Raw genomic sequence first — 20,358 nt, 5'->3', positions numbered from 1 at the left:
GCAGATACCCGCAACTGGAAGCAAGCTGCTATCGCAGCACTTCCAGTCCTTTTCGTTCAACAATATCAAGGATCTTGATGGCCGTGCTGCTGGGTTTCTTCGTTCCCTGCTCCAATGCGGCAACCGTGATCTTCTTAACGTTGATGAACTAAGCAAACACGGACTGGCTGACCTTGTTTGAGTTCCGGATTTTCTTGATCTCCTCGGGCGTATAGTCACGAAGAGGAAGAAGGCAGAGAGCGTCGAACTCCCGCATCGTCACATCACAAAGCCTGCTTCGTGCAGTCGCGCAGCAGACTTATGAACGTTCTTAAGAATTCTGCTCATGGCACTGAATCTCCAGTATCTGTTTCATTTCAATCATCTCAGCGAGCATGTAGACATCACATCGCTTTCGCGCGGCGGATCGCCATCGCCATCGGGCGCTTTCCATGATGAACCCGGGCCATAGTGTATCCTTTGATCCGGACGTTAAGGATGTCCCATCAAAGTCCGGGACCAGACATTTAGAAAACTTTTTCCACTATCGTTCCAAAATTAGCAGACCACGATAAAATCAGAGCCGACTCGGCCCGAACGTCCGCTACGCAGTGCCCCTGTAGCGAGGCAAGAAATCAAAGAAAAGCTGCCATGTCCAATAGAACCTCTCCCCTTGTCGCGTTTGAATCGAAGACTTTTCGGCTGCTTTGGTCCGCCACGTTGGTTTCGAATCTCGGAGGTTTGGTCGAGGCTGTCGGTGCGGCCTGGCTTATGACGAGCTTGGCCACCTCCCATGGGATGGTTGCATTGGTCCAGTCGTCGACGACGTTACCGGTGATGATCTTTTCACTTGCCGCGGGAGCACTGGCCGACAATTTTGACCGAAGGCGGATCATGCTGGTCGCGCAGCTACTGATGCTGTGCATATCCGCGGCGCTGGCGGTTCTTTCCTACGCCCATGCCCTGACGCCGTGGTTGCTTCTCAGCCTCACTTTCTTGATTGGCTGCGGCGGCGCCCTCCACAATCCATCGTGGCAAGCTTCCATGGGAGATGTCGTCCCCCGCGACCATCTACCCGGGGCCGTTGCGCTTAACAGCATGAGCTACAACCTGATGCGCAGCATTGGCCCCGCAATCGGCGGCGTCATCGTCGCGACTGCAGGTGCGCCTTTCGCTTTTCTTTTCAACGTTTTCTGCTATTTCGCGCTCATTTTTGCGTTGTGGCGTTGGAACAACAACCCCTCCCGCGATACGTTGCCGCGAGAATCCTTCGGTAGCGCGATGTCGGCGGGGTTTCGCTACGTCTTAATGTCACCGAACCTTCTTAAGGTGATGTGTCGTGGATTTGTTTTCGGCTTGACCGCGATTGTTATTTTGGCGCTGTTGCCCCTCGTAGCGCGTGACCAGATCAAGGGCACGGCTATTACTTATGGCATCATGCTCGGCTTCTTCGGGTTTGGCGCGATCTGCGGCGCGCTTTTGATCGGACATATCCGTGAAGTCTTGAGCAATGAATGGGTGATCCGGGGCGCCTTCCTGACGCTGGCAACCAGCAGCGCGTTTCTCGCGCTGAGCCACCAGATGTGGCTGAGCTGCCTACTTCTCATGCCAGCGGGCGTCGCCTGGGTGCAGGCTTTTTCCCTGTTCAACGTCACAGTGCAGCTCTCCACACCGAGATGGGTCGTCGGACGTGCGCTCTCGCTCTATCAGACCGCCACCTTCGGCGGCATGGCAGCAGGAAGCTGGGCCTGGGGCGAACTTGCCGACATCAATGGCATTTCTGGTGCACTGTTTATCGCGAGCGCTGCCCTCGTTTTCGGTGGCTTGCTTGGCCTTCTGTTGCGCCAACCTGATTTCGAATCACTCAACCTCGATCCCGCAAACATGTTCAGCGAGCCTCAATTGCAGCTTGATTTGCGATTAAGGAGCGGTCCGATCATGGTCACGGTGGAATATAACATCGACCAGCAGGATACATCGGAATTCCTGACCATGATGGCCCTACGCCGTAGAGCCAGGATTCGCGACGGTGCCAAACAATGGGCATTGCTGCGCGACCTCGAAAAACCGCAGATTTGGACGGAAAGCTATCATTTGCCGACGTGGATCGAATATGTGCGACACAGCCAGCGCCAGACATATGCAGATGCCGAGATCGCTGAACGACTGGACGCGCTGCACCGCGGTGACAAGCCGCCCACGGTGCATCATTTAATTGAAAGGCAAACGGTCCCCACCCGTGATGACACGCCTTTGAAACCCTATCTGGACGCGACTTAACCTATGCCAACATCGCCTCCCATGCCAAATTTGCGGGGCGCGCGCGGCCCGGCCGCTAGCTTTTCTGGTTGAACACGGCCGCCACCCATTCGATAAAAACTCTCACACGCGGGGATAGCTGTCGATCCCGCGGGTAAAGAACGGAAACAGGGGTACTGGTCGGAGGGAAGTCCTTCAATACCTCAACTAGTTGCCCAGTTTCGAGGTCTGCATTGGCATGATATCGGGGGATTTGAATCAAACCCATGCCGAGTTTTGCTAGGGAGACATAGCTTTCCGCAGCATTGACCGACACGGTTGCGGGTAGAATATATTCACGCACCTGGCCGTTGATCGTAAATTCCAGCGGCAACACTCTTCCGGTTGCGCTCGAACGAAAGCCGATCATTCGATGACCGTCTAGCCCATCTGGATGCGTTGGCATACCATAAGCTTCAATATACGACGGCGCTGCGAAAGTTACTTCGTCGAGCATTGCAACCTTGCGCGCAATCATGTCGCTGTCTTGGGGCGTGCCGACACGCACCACACAGTCAATTCCCTCCCGAATAAGATCGACGAGACGGTCGCCTTCGCTCATATATATCTCGATCTCCGGGTAATTCGCCAGAAAGGCGCGCAGATTAGGCAGTATGAAATGGCGTGCAAGTGTGCCGTGAACGTCCACACGCAACTGCCCTTTTGGCTTTGCTCCTGCGAAGGCTCCTTCTGCATCCTCGATATCTGAGAGGATATTTAGGCAACGCTGATAGTAGGCCTCCCCATCGAGTGTTGGGCTGACGACACGAGTTGTGCGTTGAAGAAGTCGTATCCCGAGGCGGGCCTCTAGCTGTTTAACCGCATCCGTCACGGTCGAACGCGGTACTCCCAAATCCTGAGCTGCAACAGTGAAGCTCCTTCGTTCTACAATACGGGTGAAAACGCGCATGGCGTCGAGTCGATCCATCTATTGTTCGTGCTCCACGGATAGTCTCACCAATTTATGCGTGATCCCCGCTAATTGCTAGGCGTGTATCGATCGTTTCAAACTGCCCGGCGGCGCGGTTTAAGGAGTTAACCGAATGTGGGGTAAAAATCGGAAATAGGTCATCGACCCCAGAGGTGCATTTCTGATCGTCCTCGACTATGCCGGCAAAGCATCAACAACGCTAGATCTTACTGGTTGCCTAACCCTACCGAGCATGGCAACAATTCATCCAATCGTGCCGCCAACTTGGAGCGCGCCAGTCAGCTGATAAGGGCCCGATCCCGGGAGTAACCGCACTCGAATGCGCGGCTTGGGCTCCGTCAGGGCACAGCATACCATCGATCGCCTCAGTCTGTGTCGTCGGTCCTAACCCTGAAAGTGGTCGGTCGATCCGACACGAGAACCTACGCTTTCCATTGAGCCCTCCCATATTTATTGTTCGCAATATTCGGAAAACGATTTCGACACCATGGAGGGGACATGATATGCGCCAACTCGCTTCCGATCCGATGTTGCTATAGCATAACCGTCGACTTATTTGACGCGCGAACCGGCGGTCGCGTCCCTCAGACAACACCTCCACTTCATTGTGATTTTGGCATCGGCCGATAACACCCAAATCGAGATTCACGCCATTACGACGAGGTGCTCAAATGCTAGCCTACTGCAAATCGCATTTGCAATTGATGGCAATTCCCGCTGCAGCAGTGTTCATCGCAGTAGCCGTCTCCTGTTGCACGACCAACAAATATGGAACGCCCGAGCAGAGTGTTTCTTTAAGCCATCATGGGCCGGGCTCAAACCATTAACGACAGGCACCGAAAAACGCCGTTCGTTTCGCGGGCAGCCATAAGGTAAAATAGCGAAGCTCTTTATTGGCGACAAAGTCGCCTGCGAGAATGAAAATATAACATGCCCATGAAAAACAAAGCTTAAAGAATTTGGGCGGTTTTGGTTCGCGTTTCGCGCGAAACTTGCGGAATGGATTTTCATGCGTCGGTGCTATTCACGGGATAGGGTTCCTGGCGTCGAACAATTCCGCGACTTGTGGGTCTCCCGATTTGCCGAGTGCGGACCTTGCGAGGCTCCTCCGAAATAATGAAAACGCAAGGATTGCTGGTTACGCTAGCGAGGGCGTGTCTTGGAGGTTCAATTATGCGGCAACTGGCAACAATTATGGCAGCGATCGCATTTTGTATGGGACCAGCTGCGGCGGCGGACCTCGCTGTCTCCCCGGGCCAGTGGTCCATCGCTTACACGGCGAATCAAGGCGGCTATTGCGCCTTTGTTTGGGATAGTGGGCTCGGACAGAAAGTTGAGTTCCGCAAAGGCTTCAAGAGCATCGCCTGGATTATCAGCGACGCCGCATGGAACCTTCCCCAAGCAAGTCAAGGTAAGATCGGCATTGTCGCTCATAACGCTACCTGGCAGGTCACAGCCAAAGCTTTAACCCCAACCAGCGTAATGCTTTCGGACGCCGATACCGCGCGCGGAATGCTATACAACGCCATGTCTGGTTCGGCGGATATCGAATTGGATTTTCCGGGGACAGAGCCGAACTGGATTGTTCCCATCTCGCGGATCTATCCAATGCATTCGTCCTTCGGAAAATGTCTCTCACAGCTCGGTAAGTCGGATCCTGCAAAGCCTGCTGGCGGGGCCTCGCTTGCTCCGTTTTAACGGTAAGCGAAGAAAAGCGTATGGGATGGCAGAGTATTTCGGCCGGGTGAGTTCCGCGCGGTATGACGACGATCTATGTCACCCATGACCAGGTCGAGGCGATGGCCGTTTCCGATAGACTGACGGTGATGGACCGGGGCTCGATCGTGCGGTTCGCGCCACCACAATCGATCTATGCCGCGCCGGCCAATGCCTTTGTCGCACGTTTCTTCGGAGGCTTCTCGCTCGTCAGCGGCACCGCTCACAATGATCGGTTCGCCGTGCATGAAGATGGAAAATTACTTAGCTTCTGTAACGGGCCTTCCCGAGTCAATCCCTTATGAGCTTAATCCCTCGCCGAGTGCTTGCTTCTGTGTCCGCAGTCGACGCTTGGCCGCTGCTCTATGGGGTCTGCTGGGGACCTGCTGGCCAATCTAGGGGCGCGCAGTCACCTGAGTGCTGCTCCCGGATCTGCGGCCTAACCCATCCATCGTCCCGGCGAAGGGACCTCGCTCGGGGGGCTGATGGCAGGGCCCGCCCGAAACCTTGTTGTTGTCTCCTTCCGGCTCAGGCGGCCATGGCTGTCTTTGCCTTGTGGGGAATGAAGTTGGTTCCATCCCTTAGCATGCGGTGCAACACCACCGCCAGCTTGCGGGCCAGTGCCACACGCGCCTTTCTGGGACCCGCACGTCTGGCGATCGCCAGCGCCCAGCTCTTCAGATCCGACCCCTTCACGGGGCGCGTGAGGATGACGTTGGCCGCCTCGTAGAGCGCGGTTCGTACACCCACATCGCCGATCTTCGAGATACGACCAGTGTAATCGGTCTCGCCCGATTGGTACTTCTTCGGCGTCAATCCGAAATGCGGCCCCACCGCTCGTGATGATCGGAAACGCTCAGGCGCATCAACGGCCGACACAAATGTCAGCGCCACCAGGACGCCAACGCCGGGCGTCGTCATCAGCCGGCGTGCGTTATCGTCCTGACGGGCGATGGCACGCAGCTTGCGCTCAAACCCGGCAAATTCGTTTGCAAGTGCGTCGCGCACCTTCAACAACGACGCGGCAATCGCCTCCAAGGTCGGATGACCTTCAATCAGCTCGCGGATGCGTGCCGCATAGGTGCGCCGTGTCGTCGGCCCTACCTTGAGGCCGAAGCCGCGCAGTATGCCCCGGATGCTCATCTCGATGTCGTGAAGCTTGCCCTGAATGAGCTTACGGGCGGTCAGCAGGGCGCGCACCTCCTGGGCCGGAAGAGATTTGCAGGGGACCGCTCTGAACCAGCCAAGCCGCATCAACTGCGCGATACCCCGCGTATCCTTCTTGTCGGTCTTCACCGGCATCGTCTTGAAGGCTGCACGCACGCATCACCACGCCGTGCTCGCCAAACCAGGCGATCAGCGCTTCGGGCTCGCTCGGCACCTTTGCTTCCCGCACGATGCGGCCATCCGCATCCACCACGCACACACTTGGCGCCTGTAGGTACGGGTAGGGGGCGATGTCGTGTCCATCGATTGGCCAAAAAATGTAATGTGCGAGTTCAAATGAACGCACGTCGCTCCAGCGCTGTCGTTAGAGAGGCATCTCAAGCCTCACTGGCTATGCGTTCCGGATGCGCGCCCGTTTTCAAGTCGGGTCAGCGGCACGAAATTGACAATCGCGCCATTGTAGATGTCAGAACGGGCAACGGTGATCGCATTGTCGGAACCGACGCTCTTGGTGATCTTAAGAACATGCTGTGCGCCCGGTGGCCCGATCGGAATGACCATGACTCCATTTGGCTTCAGTTGTTGTAGGAGAGGCGGCGGAACGTGATCAATGCCACAGGTAACAATGATCTTGTCGAACGGCGCAAATTCTGGCCAGCCGTAATACCCGTCAGCATTTTTCCGGTTGATGGCACCATATTCGGAATAGCCGCGAGCGATGAGGTCGGCAAAGATTCCATCTGTGCGATCATAGAGCGGCCGGATGATCTCAATGGTCCAGATCTTATCGGTGAGATTTGAGAGGTAGGCCGCTTGGTACCCCGATCCGGTGCCGACTTCCAGTACCTTTTCTCCATACTGCGGATCAATCGTATTGGTCATGCGGGCAACCGTGTGCGGCCCCGTGATCGTCACACCGTAGCCGATGTCGAGATAATGCCATTCGTACGCGCGTGAGCGGTTGGCAGCCGTCACAAAATCTTCGCGTGGCGTCAACAGGTAGGCACGTTTATTGCGCGTGTTCCAAACATCGTGATGGGAAATAAGTTGTGTGAAACGGTCAAAGCGTTCGCCGAGAAAATGCGGATCCTCACCTCGTGTTTTTATCATCCAATCGATGAAGGAACTGCGCGAGTCCATTGGTGGCGTGGCGTTCCAGTCGTAGGGAATGGAAACGTTCGCATCAGCCTTCGTAGAGAAAGGGCCAGCAAGAAGTGCTCCGCCCATGACGCCCAGAAAATCACGTCGCCTCATTCCGATTCTCCCACCGATTTTTGCGCGCCCGTGTTTACGCACGCAAAGCACTGCCTGCCCACCTCAAAAGTCAAACTCGGCATATCGCACTGATAAATGGAGCTTGTTGACCTATGGCTCAATATAGACGGCGAATTTACATCTGGATTGTTTTCCACCTTACGAATTTGTAAAAATCGGGCACATTCAAACGTGCGCTAAAATGCTAAAACTTCGTCTTTACGGCGATCTAAGGCGTCCTTGGGACGCACCGTAGCCGGACTAAAAGGGTTGGGCCTAATTCCTCACCCGATGCCGAACTCCGAATATCTTCGGGCTGGCCTCGTTAGCCAGCACCAGTGGCGTAAGTCGATGCAAGGAGCGTGTAGGCCGAAATGCACGATTCCCATTCTCACCAACATAATCGCAGCAGCGACCTTAGTCGACGCGCTTCAAATTATCTTGCAGTTGGTCTTCTGGCCGGCGCCGTAATAGCTCTGCAGATAAGCATAATGCGCATCTTTTCGGTTGGCAGCTGGGCCCATTTCGGATCCCTTGTGGTAAGTCTCGCGATGTTGGGGTTCGGCCTAGCAAGCGTAATCCTATTTGCTTTTAAAGATTTTCTTGAACGCTCGTGGAAAAATGTCGCAACAATCACGCTCTGCCTGTTTGGGCCGCTCGTCGTTGCGTCGAATTTGATCGCGCAAATTGTGCCGTTCAACGCGATTTTCATTGTTTCTGATCCCACCCAGAAGTGGCGTCTGGCTGCCAACTTCTTACTCTACTTACTGCCGTTCCTGTCCGGCGCTTTCTTTCTTGGCCTAATCTTCCTGAAGGGCCACAGTTGGTTCAGCCGGTTCTATTTCGCTGATCTCTGCGGGTCTGGCGTCGCCGGCTTGCTCATCCTTGGCGCGCTCTATTTCGTTCCGCCAGAGAAGATCATCGTCGTGCCTCTCATCCTCTGGGCGGTGAGCCTTTTCAGCTGGTTTGCCGCAAATTCACTCTTACGGTCCAGAAGGCGAAATCTCATAGGAGCCGCCAGCTTGGCCGTGCTGTCGCTCGCCTCCTATCTTGGATTAGCGGGCCTCTTTGATGTAGAGCCTATCCAGATCACGCAATTCAAGGGCATTTCCTATGCCCGCAATTATCCCGACTCCAAGCGGGTCTATCGCAGCGTCTCACCATTTGGAGACCTACAGCTCTATCAAAGCTCGTATATGCATTTTGCGCCAGGGCTCTCCGACAATGCTGCTTTCAACGTCCCGGAAGTGCCGCCCAACACCTATGCCGGCCTCTATATTGACGGTGATGGTCCGGAGGGGGTCATGCGCGACCTGCCGCCCGAGGACGGCTCCTACTATCATTACCTTCCGGACTACTATCCTTATGTTCTCAAAGAACGGCCTGCGACATTCATCGTCGAGCTTGGCGGCGGCATCTCAACGATGGTGGCTCTTCACGCGGGCTCGCTTTCTGTTACGGCATCTGAACGAAACCCCGCCGTTCTCGCCGCTCTTCGAGACCCCGGGCTTTACCCCATCACAAGCGGTTTTCTCTCCAATTCAAACGTCACAGCTGTCGCCGGCGACGGCCGCCTCTATTTAGAAAACACTGCCAAACGCTACGACATTATCGATCTAAGTCTCGCTGACTCTGTGGGGCTTTCGAGCCCCGGCGGCTTCACCATTGTCGAACGCTACGATTTCTCAAAGGAGGCGATGGGCGATTACATGCGCGCTCTCCGAGACGGAGGCATTCTTTCAGTAACTGCCTGGAATAAGGAGGAGCCGCCCAAGGCCGTTCTCAAGCTCTATGCCACCATTGCCGGCGCAGCTGAGGAGATTGAACCAGCGACGTTTGCGCGCTCTTTCTTCGTTGCATCGAGCTATCTTTCGACCACGACAATCCTTTACAAAAGAGGAGGCTTTACGTCGCAGGAGATCGAAAAGCTTCGACAGTATACGCGATCAATGTCGTTTGATGAGATCTACTCGCCCGGCTTTGGTTATGAGATGTCGGGCGGCGACAAGATCCTTGCCGATTATAGGGCTTCGGTCTTTGGCGATGCTCCTTTGGAAGTTTCAACAACCGATGCGACGCTATCGGACGGAGACGGCCCACCAGCCGACAATTCGGAGATGCCTGCGACGTCTCTCGAGCGCCTTGTCTGGCAATCCTTGATAAGCGGCCGCTGGGCTGACATCGCGCATCGATATGTGTTCGATATTCAGCCGCTGACCGACGACCGGCCATATTTCGCGGGCTACGAGAAGCTGCAAGACCTTCCTAAAGCGCTCGCGCGGCTCGCTCTTTTCCAGGATGACTGGGGTTATCTGGTCCTTTGGGCCACTTTAGGGGTTGCGTCGGCTGCGACCTTGCCTCTCATCCTGATCCCTCTTTTTGTTGGCTGGCGCCGTTCCTTTGCACGCACGCCTGGCAAAGCTGGAACGATCCTTTATTTTGCTTGCCTCGGCGTCGGCTTCATCATGGTGGAAGTCGGGCTTATAAGCCGTTTCACCCTTGTACTCGGCAGCGCGACGATCTCGGCCTCGGTCTTGATCGCCGGTATGTTGGTGTTTTCTGGCTTGGGAAGCTTGCTTTCTGAACGGTTCGTTGAGCGGGCTCGCATCGCGCTTCCAGTGATACTCGCCGCGATCGCCGGGCTTCTTGCCGTCTATGCGGTCGGGCTGACGCCACTATTCGGTTTTATCGGCGGGTACCGCTATACAATTCGGCTGGTGATTTGTTTCTTTGCCATTGCGCCAGCGGCCATTCTTATGGGCTTTCCAATGGCAACAGCCATGAGCTGGCTGGCGCGTCTCGGTAAGGACCATATGTTTGTCTGGGCCTGGGGGATTAACGGCTGTTTCTCAGTCATCGGCGCCGCTCTCGTGCCAATCATCGCGACTACTTTCGGGATCCATACCGTGTTGGGAGTGAGCGCGGCCGCCTATGCGATTGCTATTCCTGCCTTTTTCGCCGTTTTGAGGCCAACGGCGGCGTCCGCGGATGATCGCGTTAGCAACCGGTAACGGGCAATATCTGGCATTGGCGCCAGCGGCAGTCATTCTATCGCCTCTTCGGGATGTCCGCATTTGAAACGCCAGTGGCGGACCTTCAGTGTGATGAGAAGCGCAGGATGCAGCATGTGATCCGCATCCCTTCACGGAATTGTAAGTTTCCGAAGGGGCGCGCAAAGAACCAGGCAAATATTGCGCCGCGGCCTCGATTGGAATTGACTATGCATCCTCGATTAATCGCGCTCTGGGCGCCTGCGTTGCGCGACAATCTTCAAATTTTGCCAGCCGCGGGGGCTCTCGCCGGCCGTGGATAGCGCTCGATTTCGAATAAATCGACCTGATGCGTCGAACATGTCCGAGGAATCGGTTTCGAGAAAAACCGTGCTGGTCGACGGTCTTACGCTCAACGTCCCCATCATTAAGCGCGAAGCGAAGGAGCGCGTAGTCATCCAAATGGATCGCGCTATCCTGGGTCACGGGATCGGCGCCGATTTTCCACCTTTGCCGACGTATCCTGCCAGGAAGTCTATGAACGCACGGATGCGAGCCGCAAGGTGCTCGTGTCCAGCGAAAACGGCATGGATCAATTCGATGTCTTCCGGATTATATTCCTCCAGCACTGGAATGAGCAATCCGGCTTCGATATCGGGTTGGACGTGGAACTGACCCACGCGGCAAAGACCACAGCCGGCGAGACACAATCGGCGCATGATCATGCCACTGTTGACCGAGCTGTTGCCGGAAATGGGAAGGCGATAGATCTCTGTCGATCCTGGATCCTGGAATGGCCATTCGTTCAGGCTGCGCCTGAAGTTGAAGGTGAGGCAGTTATGATTGGCGAGGTCAATCGGTGTCTCGGGCATGCCGTGCGTTTTCAGGTAGTCCGGAGAGGCGACAATGACCCGTCGACTCTCCAAAAGCTTTCTTGCTTTCAAAGAAGAGTCGTCCATTGCCCCGGATCGAATGGCGATATCCGTCCGTTCTTCGATCAAGCCAATGACGCCATCGGACAGCGAAATATCGAGCTGAACTTCGGGATAGGCTTCGAGAAACAACGGTACCAGGGGAAGGAGGTAGCGCTCACCAAAGCCAACGGAAGCGTTGACGCGGAGCAGTCCCCGCGGAACCAATTTTCCACCGCCCGCAACGATCTGTTCTGTCTCTGCAATGTCTGCCAGGATCTGCCGGGCTCGCGCGAGATAGACCTCGCCCTCCGGTGTCAGAGTCATTGAGCGTGTCGAGCGGACGAGCAGACGTGTCCCAAGGCGGTCTTCTATTCGGGTGACGAGCTTGCTGACTGCAGATGGAGATAGTCTGAGGCGCCGTCCCGCCGCTGAGAAACTCTGCAATTCTGCGGCACTTACGAACACTTCCATCTCTCCAGTGCGATTGTCCATGCGACTAGCCTTGTGAATTCAATTCAAAAGAATTTCTCCAATACTCCTGATTATCGCGCAAGCCCTCTTCGACCATATTGCGCCACAGCAATCCTTCAACCGACAGCCCTGCTGTCTTCTTAACCCTCACCTGGATGGTGCAGGGAGAGGAGCTTGTCATGCCTTTAGCTATCTTCGCCTTGACGATCGCCGCCTACGCGATCGGCACCACAGAGTTCGTAATCGTCGGACTTCTGCCGACGGTCGCGACCGACCTCAACATCGCCCTGCCGCTTGCCGGCCTCATCGTCAGCGTCTACGCGCTCGGCGTCACCTTCGGGGCGCCGATCCTGACGGCGCTCACCGGCAAGATCGAAAGAAAGCCGCTGCTGCTCGGCCTGATGGCCCTGTTCATCCTCGGCAACACGGTCGCGGCGCTGTCACCGAGCTACGAGATTCTGCTCGTTGCCCGCGTGCTTGCGGCCTTCGCCCATGGCGTCTTCTTCTCGGTCGGCTCGACCATTGCAGCCGATCTTGTTCCGGAAAATCGCCGGGCCTCGGCCATTGCCATGATGTTCATGGGCCTGACGGTTGCCATCGTCACTGGCGTCCCGCTTGGCACTTACATCGGCCAGGTGTTTGGCTGGCGTGCGACCTTCTGGGCCGTCGCTGCGCTGGGTATTGTCGCCTTTGTCGCCATCGTCGCCCTGTTGCCGCACAATCTGAAGAAAGCGCCACCCGCAAGCCTGCTCGACCAGGTTCGCGTGCTCGGTTCCGGCCGTCTGCTGATCGTCTTCGCGATGACGGCACTCGGTTACGGCGGCACCTTCGTCGCCTTCACCTTCCTGGCGCCGATCCTGCAGGAAATTACTGGCTTTTCCGAACGGAGCGTCAGCCTGATCCTGGTTCTTTACGGCATTGCCATCGCCATCGGCAACATTGCCGGCGGCAGGATTGCCAATCACAATCCGGTCAAGGCGCTGATCGGACTGTTCATCCTGCAGGCCATCGTGCTGGTCATCCTGACCTTCACCGCCGTCTCGCCGGTCTTGGCGATCGTCACCCTTGCAGCTCTCGGCTTCCTTCAGTTCGGCAACGTGCCCGGTCTGCAGCTCTACGTCGTGAAGCTTGCCAAGGAACACCGTCCGGGCGCCGTCGATGTCGCGTCGGCGCTCAACATCGCCGCCTTTAACCTCGGTATCGCCATCGGTGCCTGGCTCGGTGGTCTGGTAGTCGAGTCCCCGATGGGCCTCGGCGCGACTCCCTGGGTCGGCGCTATTCTCGTGGCCGTCGCCTTGCTCCTGACCATCTGGAGCAGCGCTCTCGACCGCCGCTCGGTCCCGGTCCTGAAGACCGCCTAAACCACGGCGGTTCGGCGCGTTGGGCGCTAGGTCCCTCCTGTCGAATCTCACCCGGAGAACTCCCATGTCTACTTTCAAAGTCGGCCAGTTTTCTGCGCTTGACCGGATCCGCAAGTGGAAGGAGGTCTGACGCTCGGCATCGAACTTCCCCTCGAAAACGACTGGGCGCCGGAGCTGAGGAGCTACGCGTAAAAGAACGCCGTCCTTTCGGCGTTCCCGATCTTGCGAATTATCCCGATCTTGTCCGCCACCCGCCGGCGCGGCGAAAAGAAGCTGACACCCTTGGGTGATACCCGCTTGATGTAGTATATCCGGCGAATGACACGACAGTCCTTCTCATTTGGTCAATTGAAGCGCGACGAACGACCGGTGCGCATCGGCTTCTTTTTGGTGCCCGATTATCCACTAATGACCTTTTCGGCGGCGCTCGACTCGCTGCGGCAGGGCAATCGCCTGATCAAGCGCAAGGCATTCGAGTGGGTGCTGATTTCGGCCGACGGCAACGAGGCGAGGTCGAGCAGTGGGCTTGCCTTCCCGGTGGACTGTGCTATGGCACAGGCGCCGAAATGCGATATTCTTTTGGTCTGCGCCGGCGTCAATTACACCGAGAGCTATGGTCCGGCACTTTTCTCCTGGCTGCGCCGGGTCTATTCCGAGGGGTGCGTTCTCGGCGCCGTCAGCACGGCGGTGTTTTATCTCGCGAGGGCGGGGCTGCTTGAGGGGCGCCGTTGCGCCATCCACTGGGAATCGCTGCCGACGTTTCGAAGTGAGTTTCCGAACTGCTTGGCGACGGATGATATCTTTGCCGTCGACGGCAGACTCATCACCTCCTCCGGCGGCACCGTCACGCTGGACATGATGCTCTATCTGATCGCGGCCATCGAGGGCCGGGATCTCGCCGAGCAGATTTCCGACCAGTTCAATCACCCCCGCATGCGCAGGCAGGACGACGTCCAGCGCATGCTGCCGGAGGATCGCTTCGGCATCCGCAATGCCAAGCTCGGCTTCGTTATCCGCCGCATGGAGAGCAGCCTTTCTGAGCCGATCGAAATTTCGGAGCTTGCCGAAAGCGTCAACGTCTCGCCCCGCCAGTTGGAGCGGCTGTTCCGCACCAAACTGAACAAAAGTCCGTCACAGTTTTATATCGATCTGCGTATGGCGCGGGCGAAGGAGCTCCTGATCCATACGGATCTGAGCGTCGGCGATATCGCGGGCGTCTGCGGCTATGAATCGCCCTCGCATTTCAGCCGCTTCTACCGTCAGCATTTTCGGGAAAGCCCGGCCGCCACACGGCGTTCCTGATCCTGACGCCCTGCAATCTTCACCTGTCCTGTCTACCGCGAAAACCGCTATTGGTGCAATGCAACAATATGTCGGTTCGCGCATATTTCATGTCGGGTGAATGCATTTTGTCACATTCATATTGGCTCTAGATTTGGTGTCGACGGCGAAAAACGGACATCAGATCCGCGCAGGTCGAAGCAGCAGGAAACTGCTCCGCTTCGCGACAACGGGAACAGTTTGGACGAACTCGGAGACCACCATCTTGGACAAGAATCAGCACTCCTATATTCCGACGCTTATCAAGGGACTTTCGGACGGCAGCATCAATCGCAGGGATTTCCTGCGCAAGTCGACGCTTCTCGGCCTCTCGGCCGCGGCCGCCTATTCGCTCGCGGGCGTCGCCCAACCTTTCAGCGAGGCCAAGGCCGACGATATGCCGAAGGGCGGCAATCTGCGGATCGGCATGCGCTGCATGGAAATCAAGGATCCGCATCTGGCCGACTTCGCCGAAAAGTCGAACGTCATCCGCCAGGTCTGCGAATACCTGACCTTCACCGATCGCAATAACATTACCCATCCCTACCTCCTTGAAAAATGGGAGGTGAGCGACGACCTAAAGACCTGGACGCTGCATATCCGCAAGGATGTGAAGTGGCGCAAGGGGGGCCGGCCGCTGACGGCGGACGATGTCGTTTGGAACCTCAAGCGCGTCAGCGACCCGAAGGTCGGCTCGTCGGTTCTCGGCCTCTTCACCGGTTATCTCGTTCAGGAATATGACGGCGGCGAGAAGGATGAGAAGGGCAATCCGAAGAAGTCCAGCAAGCTCTGGTCCGACAAGGCGATCGAGAAAATCGACGACTATACCGTTCGCCTGAACTGCTTCGCGCCTCAGATCGCGGTTCCCGAGCATCTCTATCACTATCCGATGTTTATCCTGGATCCGGCCGACAACGGCGCCTTCGGCCCGGATGCGAATGGCACCGGTCCGTTCGAAATGACGGAATACACGGTCGGCAAGGGCGCCAAGTACAAGGCGCGCAGTGACTACTGGGGCACCGGTCCCTATCTTGCGACCTTCGAATTCGTCGACCTCGGCGACAATCCCGGTGCGGGCATTGCGGCCATGGCCTCCAAGCAGGTCGATGGCCTCTCGGAAGCCGACGCCGTCCAGATCAGCTCGATGAAGAACTTCCCGCATGTTGCGGTCTACAAGGTCGAGACGACGCAGACCGTCGTCGCCCGAATGCATCCTGATGTCGAGCAGTTCAAGGACAAGCGCGTCCGCCAGGCAATGCGCTTCGCGATCGATCGCGAGAAGGTCATCCAGACATCGCTGCTCGGCGCCGGCACGCCGGCAGAAGACCATCACGTCGCTCCGTCGCATCCCGAATATGCTGCTCTGCCGAAATATCCGCGCGATATCGAGAAGGCCAAGAAGCTGCTTGCCGATGCCGGCTATCCGAACGGCTTCGAAATCGACATGGTGACGCGCCCCGACCCGATCTGGGAATTGAACACGGCGCAAGTCTTGGCTGAACAGTTCAAGGACATCGGCGTCAAGATCAACATCAAGTCGCTTCCGAGTGCGCAATATTGGGAAGTGTGGACGACGGCGCCGTTCAGTCTGACGGCTTGGGGCCATCGCCCGCTCGCCATCATGACGCTGTCGCTAGCCTATCGCTCGAATGCTGCCTGGAACGAATCCCATTATTCCAATCTGGAATTCGACCAGCTCCTGACTCAAGCCGAGGGCATCCTCGACCCGAACGAGCGCAGCAAGGTCATCGAGAAGATCGAGTTGATCATGCAGGATGACGGGCCGATCGTTCAGCCCTTCTGGCGCGTCTTCTCGACCGTGATGGACAAGAAGGTCAAGGGCTTCGAGCTGCATCCTTCGCAGTACATCTTCGCGCATCAATACGCGATCTCCGCCTGATGGCAGCCGCCGTGATCGCCCGGCACCGGCCGGGCGAACCTTTAGCGGCAGCGCGAAATTCGGACTGATGTTGCAATGTCGAAATTCCTCCTGAAACGACTGATCATGATGCTGCTCACGATGCTGTGTGCGTCGTTCCTGGTCTTTGCCGTCTGCGAATTCACCCCCGGGAGCGTAGCTCGCAAGTCGCTCGGGCCCTTCGCTACGCAGCAGCAGGTCGATATCCTGACCGAGAAGCTGAAGGCCAACGATCCGCTGCTCGTGCGCTACGGCCGCTGGCTCGGCGTGCTCGTTGGCGCCATTTCCGATCCGCTGCAAGATCCAAGCACCGGCCTTAACTTCAAGGATCCGCGCGGGGCGCAGTATTTCGGCAATTTCGGCTATTCGACGCTGAACAAGTTGCCAGTCAATGACGTGATCTGGAGCAGGCTCGGCAATACGGCGATCCTTGCCGGCCTCGCCTTTCTTCTCATCGTGCCGCTGTCGATCATCTTCGGCATCCTGTCGGGGCTGAAGGAGGGCGGAGTGCTGGATCGGGCGCTGTCGGTCGTCTGCATCACCTTCACATCCATACCGGAATTTGCCTCGGGCGTTTTCCTGGTCACACTCTTCGTCATTCTCTGGCCGATCCTGCCGGGAACGAGCCCGCTCAACAGTGATGGCGGATGGCCGGTGCCCTATCAGTTCGTACTGCCTGTCGCCGTACTCGTGATCTACGATTTCGGCTATGTCGCCCGCATGATCCGCGTCTCGATGATCGGCGTCATGGAGCGACCCTATATCCGCACCGCGGTCCTGAAGGGCATGAGCACGCGCCGCATGGTTCTCGGCCATGCGCTGCGTAACGCCATGATCGCACCCTTCACCGTTCTGCTCCTGCAGATCAACTTTCTGATCAGCGGCGTGGTCGTCACCGAGCTCGTCTTTGCCTATCCGGGCTTCGGCCGGCTGATCCTCGACGCAAGCCTCTTCGGCGATATCGCGACCCTTGAGGCCGCGACGCTGATAACCGTCGCCGTCGCCGTCACTACGCAGCTGCTCGGCGATCTCGGCTACATGCTGCTCGATCCACGCATCCGGGTGAGGTGAACCATGGCGCTTCAAGACAATATCGCTGGGGTCAAGGTCGTACCGGCAAAGCGTGCCGCAAGGCCGAATTGGATGCGCATCTTCCATTCGAAGACGGCCGTCGTGGGGCTCTTCCTTGTCGCCTTCTGGGTTGCTGCCGCATTGCTTGCACCCATCCTGCCGCTGCCTTCGCCGACCGATTCCGATGTAATGGCCATGGGCAATCCGTTCCCGTCGGCTACGCACTGGCTTGGCACGGATATTCTCGGCCGTGATGTGCTCGCCCGCCTGATCTTCGGTGCGCGCACGGTTCTCTCGGTTGCCCCGCTCTCGGTTGCCGTCGCAATGATCGTTGGCATCACCATGGGAATGGTGGCCGGCTACTATGGTGGCTGGATAGATACGCTGATCAGCCGCTTCTCCGACATCATCCTCGCCTTTCCGGTCCTCGTGATCTACGTGATCCTGATCGCAAATATCGGTCCGTCGGTTCTGAACATCGTCATCGCGACGACGATCGCCTCGGCGCCGGGCATCGGCCGCATCACCCGCGGCCTGGTCCTCGGGCTGAAGGAGCAGGAATATATCGCGGCTGCAAAGCTAAGGGCCGAGAGCACGATCTACATCATGCTCGTCGAGCTCTTGCCCAACTGCCGCAGCATGCTGATCGTCGATGCCTGCCTGCGTATCGGCTACACCATTATAACGATCGGCATCCTCGGCTTCCTTGGCCTCGGCTTGCCGCCGCCGAACCCGGATTGGGGCGGCATGGTCAAGGAAAGCGTGACCGTGCTCAATGTCTGGCCGCTAATGTCCCTGATACCGTCGGCGGCACTTGTCAGCCTCGTGCTTGGCTTCAACCTGCTGGCCGACGGCATGCGCGAGGCCTGGAAGCCGTGAACCTGACCGTATCCAACCTGCAAGGGGCCGCTGTGTCCAACGCTCCAAAGTCCGATCTCGAACCGCTACTCAATATCAGGGATCTCAGGATCGAATTCCGCGGCAAGAGCGAGACCGTGGTCGCGGTGCCGAACCTCTCCTTCTGCGTCCGCCCGGGTGAGAGCTATGGCCTCGTCGGCGAGTCCGGCTGCGGCAAGAGCACGACCGCTATGGCGATCATGGGCTATCTAGGCAATACGGGCGTGATCGCCAATGGCAATATCCGCTTCGACGGCAAGGAGCTTGTTGGCGCCGGCGCAAGGGAGTTGCGCGCGATCAGGGGCCGCCGCATCGCCATGGTCTACCAGGACCCGATGAGCGCGCTCAATCCCGTCAAGACGATCGGATCTCAGCTCGCGGAAGTACCACTCCTGCATCTGGGCTCGACGAAGAAGGAGGCTATGGAAATGGCCGCCGCAATGCTCGAAGACGTGCGCCTGCCCGACGCTTTCGATATGCTGAAGCGTTACCCGCACCAGCTCTCCGGTGGCCAGCAGCAGCGCGTGGTGATTGCCATGGCGCTTCTGGCGCGTCCCTCCCTGCTCTTACTCGACGAGCCGACCACCGGGCTCGATGTTACGGTCGAGGCAGCGGTCATCGACCTGATCGGTGAGTTGCGAAAGCGTTATTCGACGAGCCTTCTATTCATCTCTCACAATCTCGGCCTGATCGCCGAGACATGCGATCGCGTCGGCATCATGTATTCCGGCGAGATGGTCGAGGAGGGGACGACTGCTGAGCTGTTCCGCAAGCCCCGCCACCCCTATACGCAGGGGCTGATCGACTGCATTCCCGATATTGGCAGCGACAAGCGCAGTCGCGCGCTCGCCGCCATTCCGGGCCACATTCCGTTGCCGCAAGAGCGGCCGGAAGGCTGCTTCTTCGGCCCGCGCTGCTCAGGCTTCACCGCCGGTCTTTGCGATCGCCCTGATCTCGACCTGACTGCCGCCGGAGCCGATCATCTCGTTCGCTGCGCCCGCTGGCAGGAGATGGAGCGGCCGCGCGCGAAACTGCGGCCGATTCTATCCAACACGGCTCAGCAGCAAGAGGCGATCGACCTCTCCGACGTGACGAAGCTCTACCGGATCAGCTCGCAGAAGACGGTCAAGGCCAACGAGGCGGTCTCCTTCGGCGCACGCAAGGCCGAGATCGTCGCTCTGGTCGGCGAGTCCGGTTGCGGAAAGTCGACGCTGGCCCGCATCGTCACCGGCCTCGACAGCGCCACGTCAGGGTCGATCCGCATGGCCGGCGAGAACATCGCCGAACTTCAGGCGCGCGACAGGCCGCGTCACCTGCTGCAATCCATCCAGATGATCTTCCAGAATCCGGACAGTACGCTGAATCCGTGCCATTCGGCCGCCTTCTCGATACGTCGCTCGATCAAGAAATTCGGCGTCCGCAAGGGCAAGGCCGCGATCGAGCAGCGGGTCCGCGAACTTTTCGAAATGGTCCGCCTGTCGCCCACGGTTGGCGATCGCAAGCCGGGCCAGCTTTCCGGCGGCCAGAAGCAGCGCATCGCGATTGCGCGCGCCTTTGCCGCCGATCCCTCGCTGATCGTTGCGGACGAACCCGTCTCGGCGCTCGACGTCTCGGTCCAGGCCGCAGTCGTTACCCTGCTTCTCGACATCCAGAGAGAGAAGCACACGACGATGCTGTTCATCAGCCATGACCTGGCGCTCGTCCGCCACGTCGCCGACAAGGTCGTCGTCATGTATCTCGGCAAGGTGATGGAGAAGGGTACTGTCGAAGAGGTCTTCGGCGCCGGCACCCACCCCTATACCGAGGCGCTGATTTCCGCGATCCGCAGCCCAAACCCCGACGAAGCGCCGCGCGAACGGATCCGGCTCACCGGCGAAACGCCGAGCCCCGTCAATGTCCCCGCGGGCTGTCGCTTTGCGACGCGCTGCCACCGCAGGGTCGGCGCGATCTGCGACAGCGTCGCCCCGCCGATCCGGCGGATGTCCGACACCCACGAGATCGCCTGCCACATCGAGGAAGAGAAGTTGCGCGCCGAACTTCCGGTCTATGCGGCGGCAACAAGGGAATAGAG

At 57.8% G+C, this 20,358-nt stretch carries 13 protein-coding genes and 1 pseudogene; 10 read left to right on the top strand and 4 right to left on the bottom strand.

Translation table 11 applies throughout. The features are described 5' to 3' along the window. The first annotated feature begins 630 nt into the window (after positions 1-630). Positions 631-2,259, top strand: coding sequence for an MFS transporter (locus PY650_RS15210; protein WP_285880177.1), 1,629 nt, complete (start codon positions 631-633; stop codon positions 2,257-2,259). A gap of 55 nt (positions 2,260-2,314) precedes the next feature. On the opposite strand, the gene PY650_RS15205 is transcribed toward PY650_RS15210, so the two are convergent. Then, positions 2,315-3,205: a LysR family transcriptional regulator gene (locus PY650_RS15205; RefSeq protein WP_285880176.1), complete on the bottom strand. Its 891-nt coding sequence runs from the start codon at positions 3,203-3,205 to the stop codon at positions 2,315-2,317. Between the two features lie 1,176 nt (positions 3,206-4,381). Here PY650_RS15205 and PY650_RS15200 point away from each other — a divergent pair. After that, positions 4,382-4,906 (top strand): hypothetical protein, encoded by a 525-nt coding sequence (locus PY650_RS15200; RefSeq protein ID WP_285880175.1) that lies wholly within the window; start codon positions 4,382-4,384, stop codon positions 4,904-4,906. 62 nt (positions 4,907-4,968) lie between these two features. Then, entirely contained in the window at positions 4,969-5,229 is a 261-nt protein-coding gene (locus tag PY650_RS15195) for an ATP-binding cassette domain-containing protein (RefSeq protein ID WP_285880174.1), read from the top strand. 223 nt (positions 5,230-5,452) lie between these two features. Here PY650_RS15195 and PY650_RS15190 read toward each other — a convergent pair. Both PY650_RS15190 and PY650_RS15185 read right to left on the bottom strand, forming a co-directional pair. Beyond that, positions 5,453-6,383: pseudogene (locus tag PY650_RS15190) on the bottom strand (IS110 family RNA-guided transposase). Positions 6,384-6,475: 92 nt separating this feature from the next. Then, entirely contained in the window at positions 6,476-7,345 is an 870-nt protein-coding gene (locus PY650_RS15185; protein WP_285880173.1) for a protein-L-isoaspartate O-methyltransferase family protein, read from the bottom strand. Positions 7,346-8,019: 674 nt separating this feature from the next. Between PY650_RS15185 and PY650_RS15180 the strand changes: the two genes are divergently transcribed. Next, positions 8,020-10,356: a hypothetical protein gene (locus PY650_RS15180; protein WP_285880172.1), complete on the top strand. Its 2,337-nt coding sequence runs from the start codon at positions 8,020-8,022 to the stop codon at positions 10,354-10,356. 461 nt (positions 10,357-10,817) lie between these two features. Here PY650_RS15180 and PY650_RS15175 read toward each other — a convergent pair whose 3' ends face one another. Continuing rightward, complete coding sequence (locus PY650_RS15175) at positions 10,818-11,741, bottom strand: LysR family transcriptional regulator (protein WP_285880171.1); 924 nt, start codon at positions 11,739-11,741, stop codon at positions 10,818-10,820. A gap of 158 nt (positions 11,742-11,899) precedes the next feature. Between PY650_RS15175 and PY650_RS15170 the strand changes: the two genes are divergently transcribed. The 6 genes from PY650_RS15170 (at position 11,900) to PY650_RS15145 (ending at position 20,356) form a co-directional block, all read left to right on the top strand. Next, positions 11,900-13,081, top strand: a complete 1,182-nt coding sequence (locus tag PY650_RS15170; protein ID WP_285880170.1) for an MFS transporter — start codon at positions 11,900-11,902, stop codon at positions 13,079-13,081. Between the two features lie 318 nt (positions 13,082-13,399). After that, on the top strand, positions 13,400-14,383 hold the full coding sequence (locus tag PY650_RS15165; RefSeq protein WP_285880169.1) for a GlxA family transcriptional regulator: 984 nt from the start codon (positions 13,400-13,402) through the stop codon (positions 14,381-14,383). Between the two features lie 244 nt (positions 14,384-14,627). Further along, on the top strand, positions 14,628-16,301 hold the full coding sequence (locus PY650_RS15160) for an ABC transporter substrate-binding protein (protein WP_285880167.1): 1,674 nt from the start codon (positions 14,628-14,630) through the stop codon (positions 16,299-16,301). 75 nt (positions 16,302-16,376) lie between these two features. Continuing rightward, positions 16,377-17,390 carry an ABC transporter permease gene (locus PY650_RS15155; protein ID WP_285880165.1) on the top strand — a complete coding sequence of 338 codons (1,014 nt, stop codon included), beginning with the start codon at positions 16,377-16,379 and terminating at the stop codon, positions 17,388-17,390. Between the two features lie 3 nt (positions 17,391-17,393). Beyond that, positions 17,394-18,269, top strand: a complete 876-nt coding sequence (locus tag PY650_RS15150; protein WP_285880164.1) for an ABC transporter permease — start codon at positions 17,394-17,396, stop codon at positions 18,267-18,269. Then, positions 18,266-20,356 carry a dipeptide ABC transporter ATP-binding protein gene (locus tag PY650_RS15145; RefSeq protein WP_285880163.1) on the top strand — a complete coding sequence of 697 codons (2,091 nt, stop codon included), beginning with the start codon at positions 18,266-18,268 and terminating at the stop codon, positions 20,354-20,356. The genes PY650_RS15150 and PY650_RS15145 overlap by 4 nt, the downstream gene beginning before the upstream one ends. Positions 20,357-20,358: the final 2 nt, after the last annotated feature.

The organism is Martinezella calliandrae, assembly GCF_030272695.1.
GTDB classification, from domain to species: domain Bacteria; phylum Pseudomonadota; class Alphaproteobacteria; order Rhizobiales; family Rhizobiaceae; genus Rhizobium; species Rhizobium calliandrae.
This window is presented reverse-complemented; position numbering and strand designations above follow the sequence as displayed.

What these genes read in the sequence shown, in the direction of transcription:
- PY650_RS15210 (WP_285880177.1), top strand. Translation starts at nt 631, where the DNA reads ATGTCCAATAGAACCTCTCCCCTTGTCGCGTTTGAATCGAAGACTTTT.
- PY650_RS15205 (WP_285880176.1), bottom strand. Translation starts at nt 3,205, where the DNA reads ATGGATCGACTCGACGCCATGCGCGTTTTCACCCGTATTGTAGAACGA.
- PY650_RS15200 (WP_285880175.1), top strand. Translation starts at nt 4,382, where the DNA reads ATGCGGCAACTGGCAACAATTATGGCAGCGATCGCATTTTGTATGGGA.
- PY650_RS15195 (WP_285880174.1), top strand. Translation starts at nt 4,969, where the DNA reads ATGACGACGATCTATGTCACCCATGACCAGGTCGAGGCGATGGCCGTT.
- PY650_RS15185 (WP_285880173.1), bottom strand. Translation starts at nt 7,345, where the DNA reads ATGAGGCGACGTGATTTTCTGGGCGTCATGGGCGGAGCACTTCTTGCT.
- PY650_RS15175 (WP_285880171.1), bottom strand. Translation starts at nt 11,741, where the DNA reads ATGGACAATCGCACTGGAGAGATGGAAGTGTTCGTAAGTGCCGCAGAA.
- PY650_RS15170 (WP_285880170.1), top strand. Translation starts at nt 11,900, where the DNA reads ATGCCTTTAGCTATCTTCGCCTTGACGATCGCCGCCTACGCGATCGGC.
- PY650_RS15165 (WP_285880169.1), top strand. Translation starts at nt 13,400, where the DNA reads ATGACACGACAGTCCTTCTCATTTGGTCAATTGAAGCGCGACGAACGA.
- PY650_RS15155 (WP_285880165.1), top strand. Translation starts at nt 16,377, where the DNA reads ATGTCGAAATTCCTCCTGAAACGACTGATCATGATGCTGCTCACGATG.
- PY650_RS15150 (WP_285880164.1), top strand. Translation starts at nt 17,394, where the DNA reads ATGGCGCTTCAAGACAATATCGCTGGGGTCAAGGTCGTACCGGCAAAG.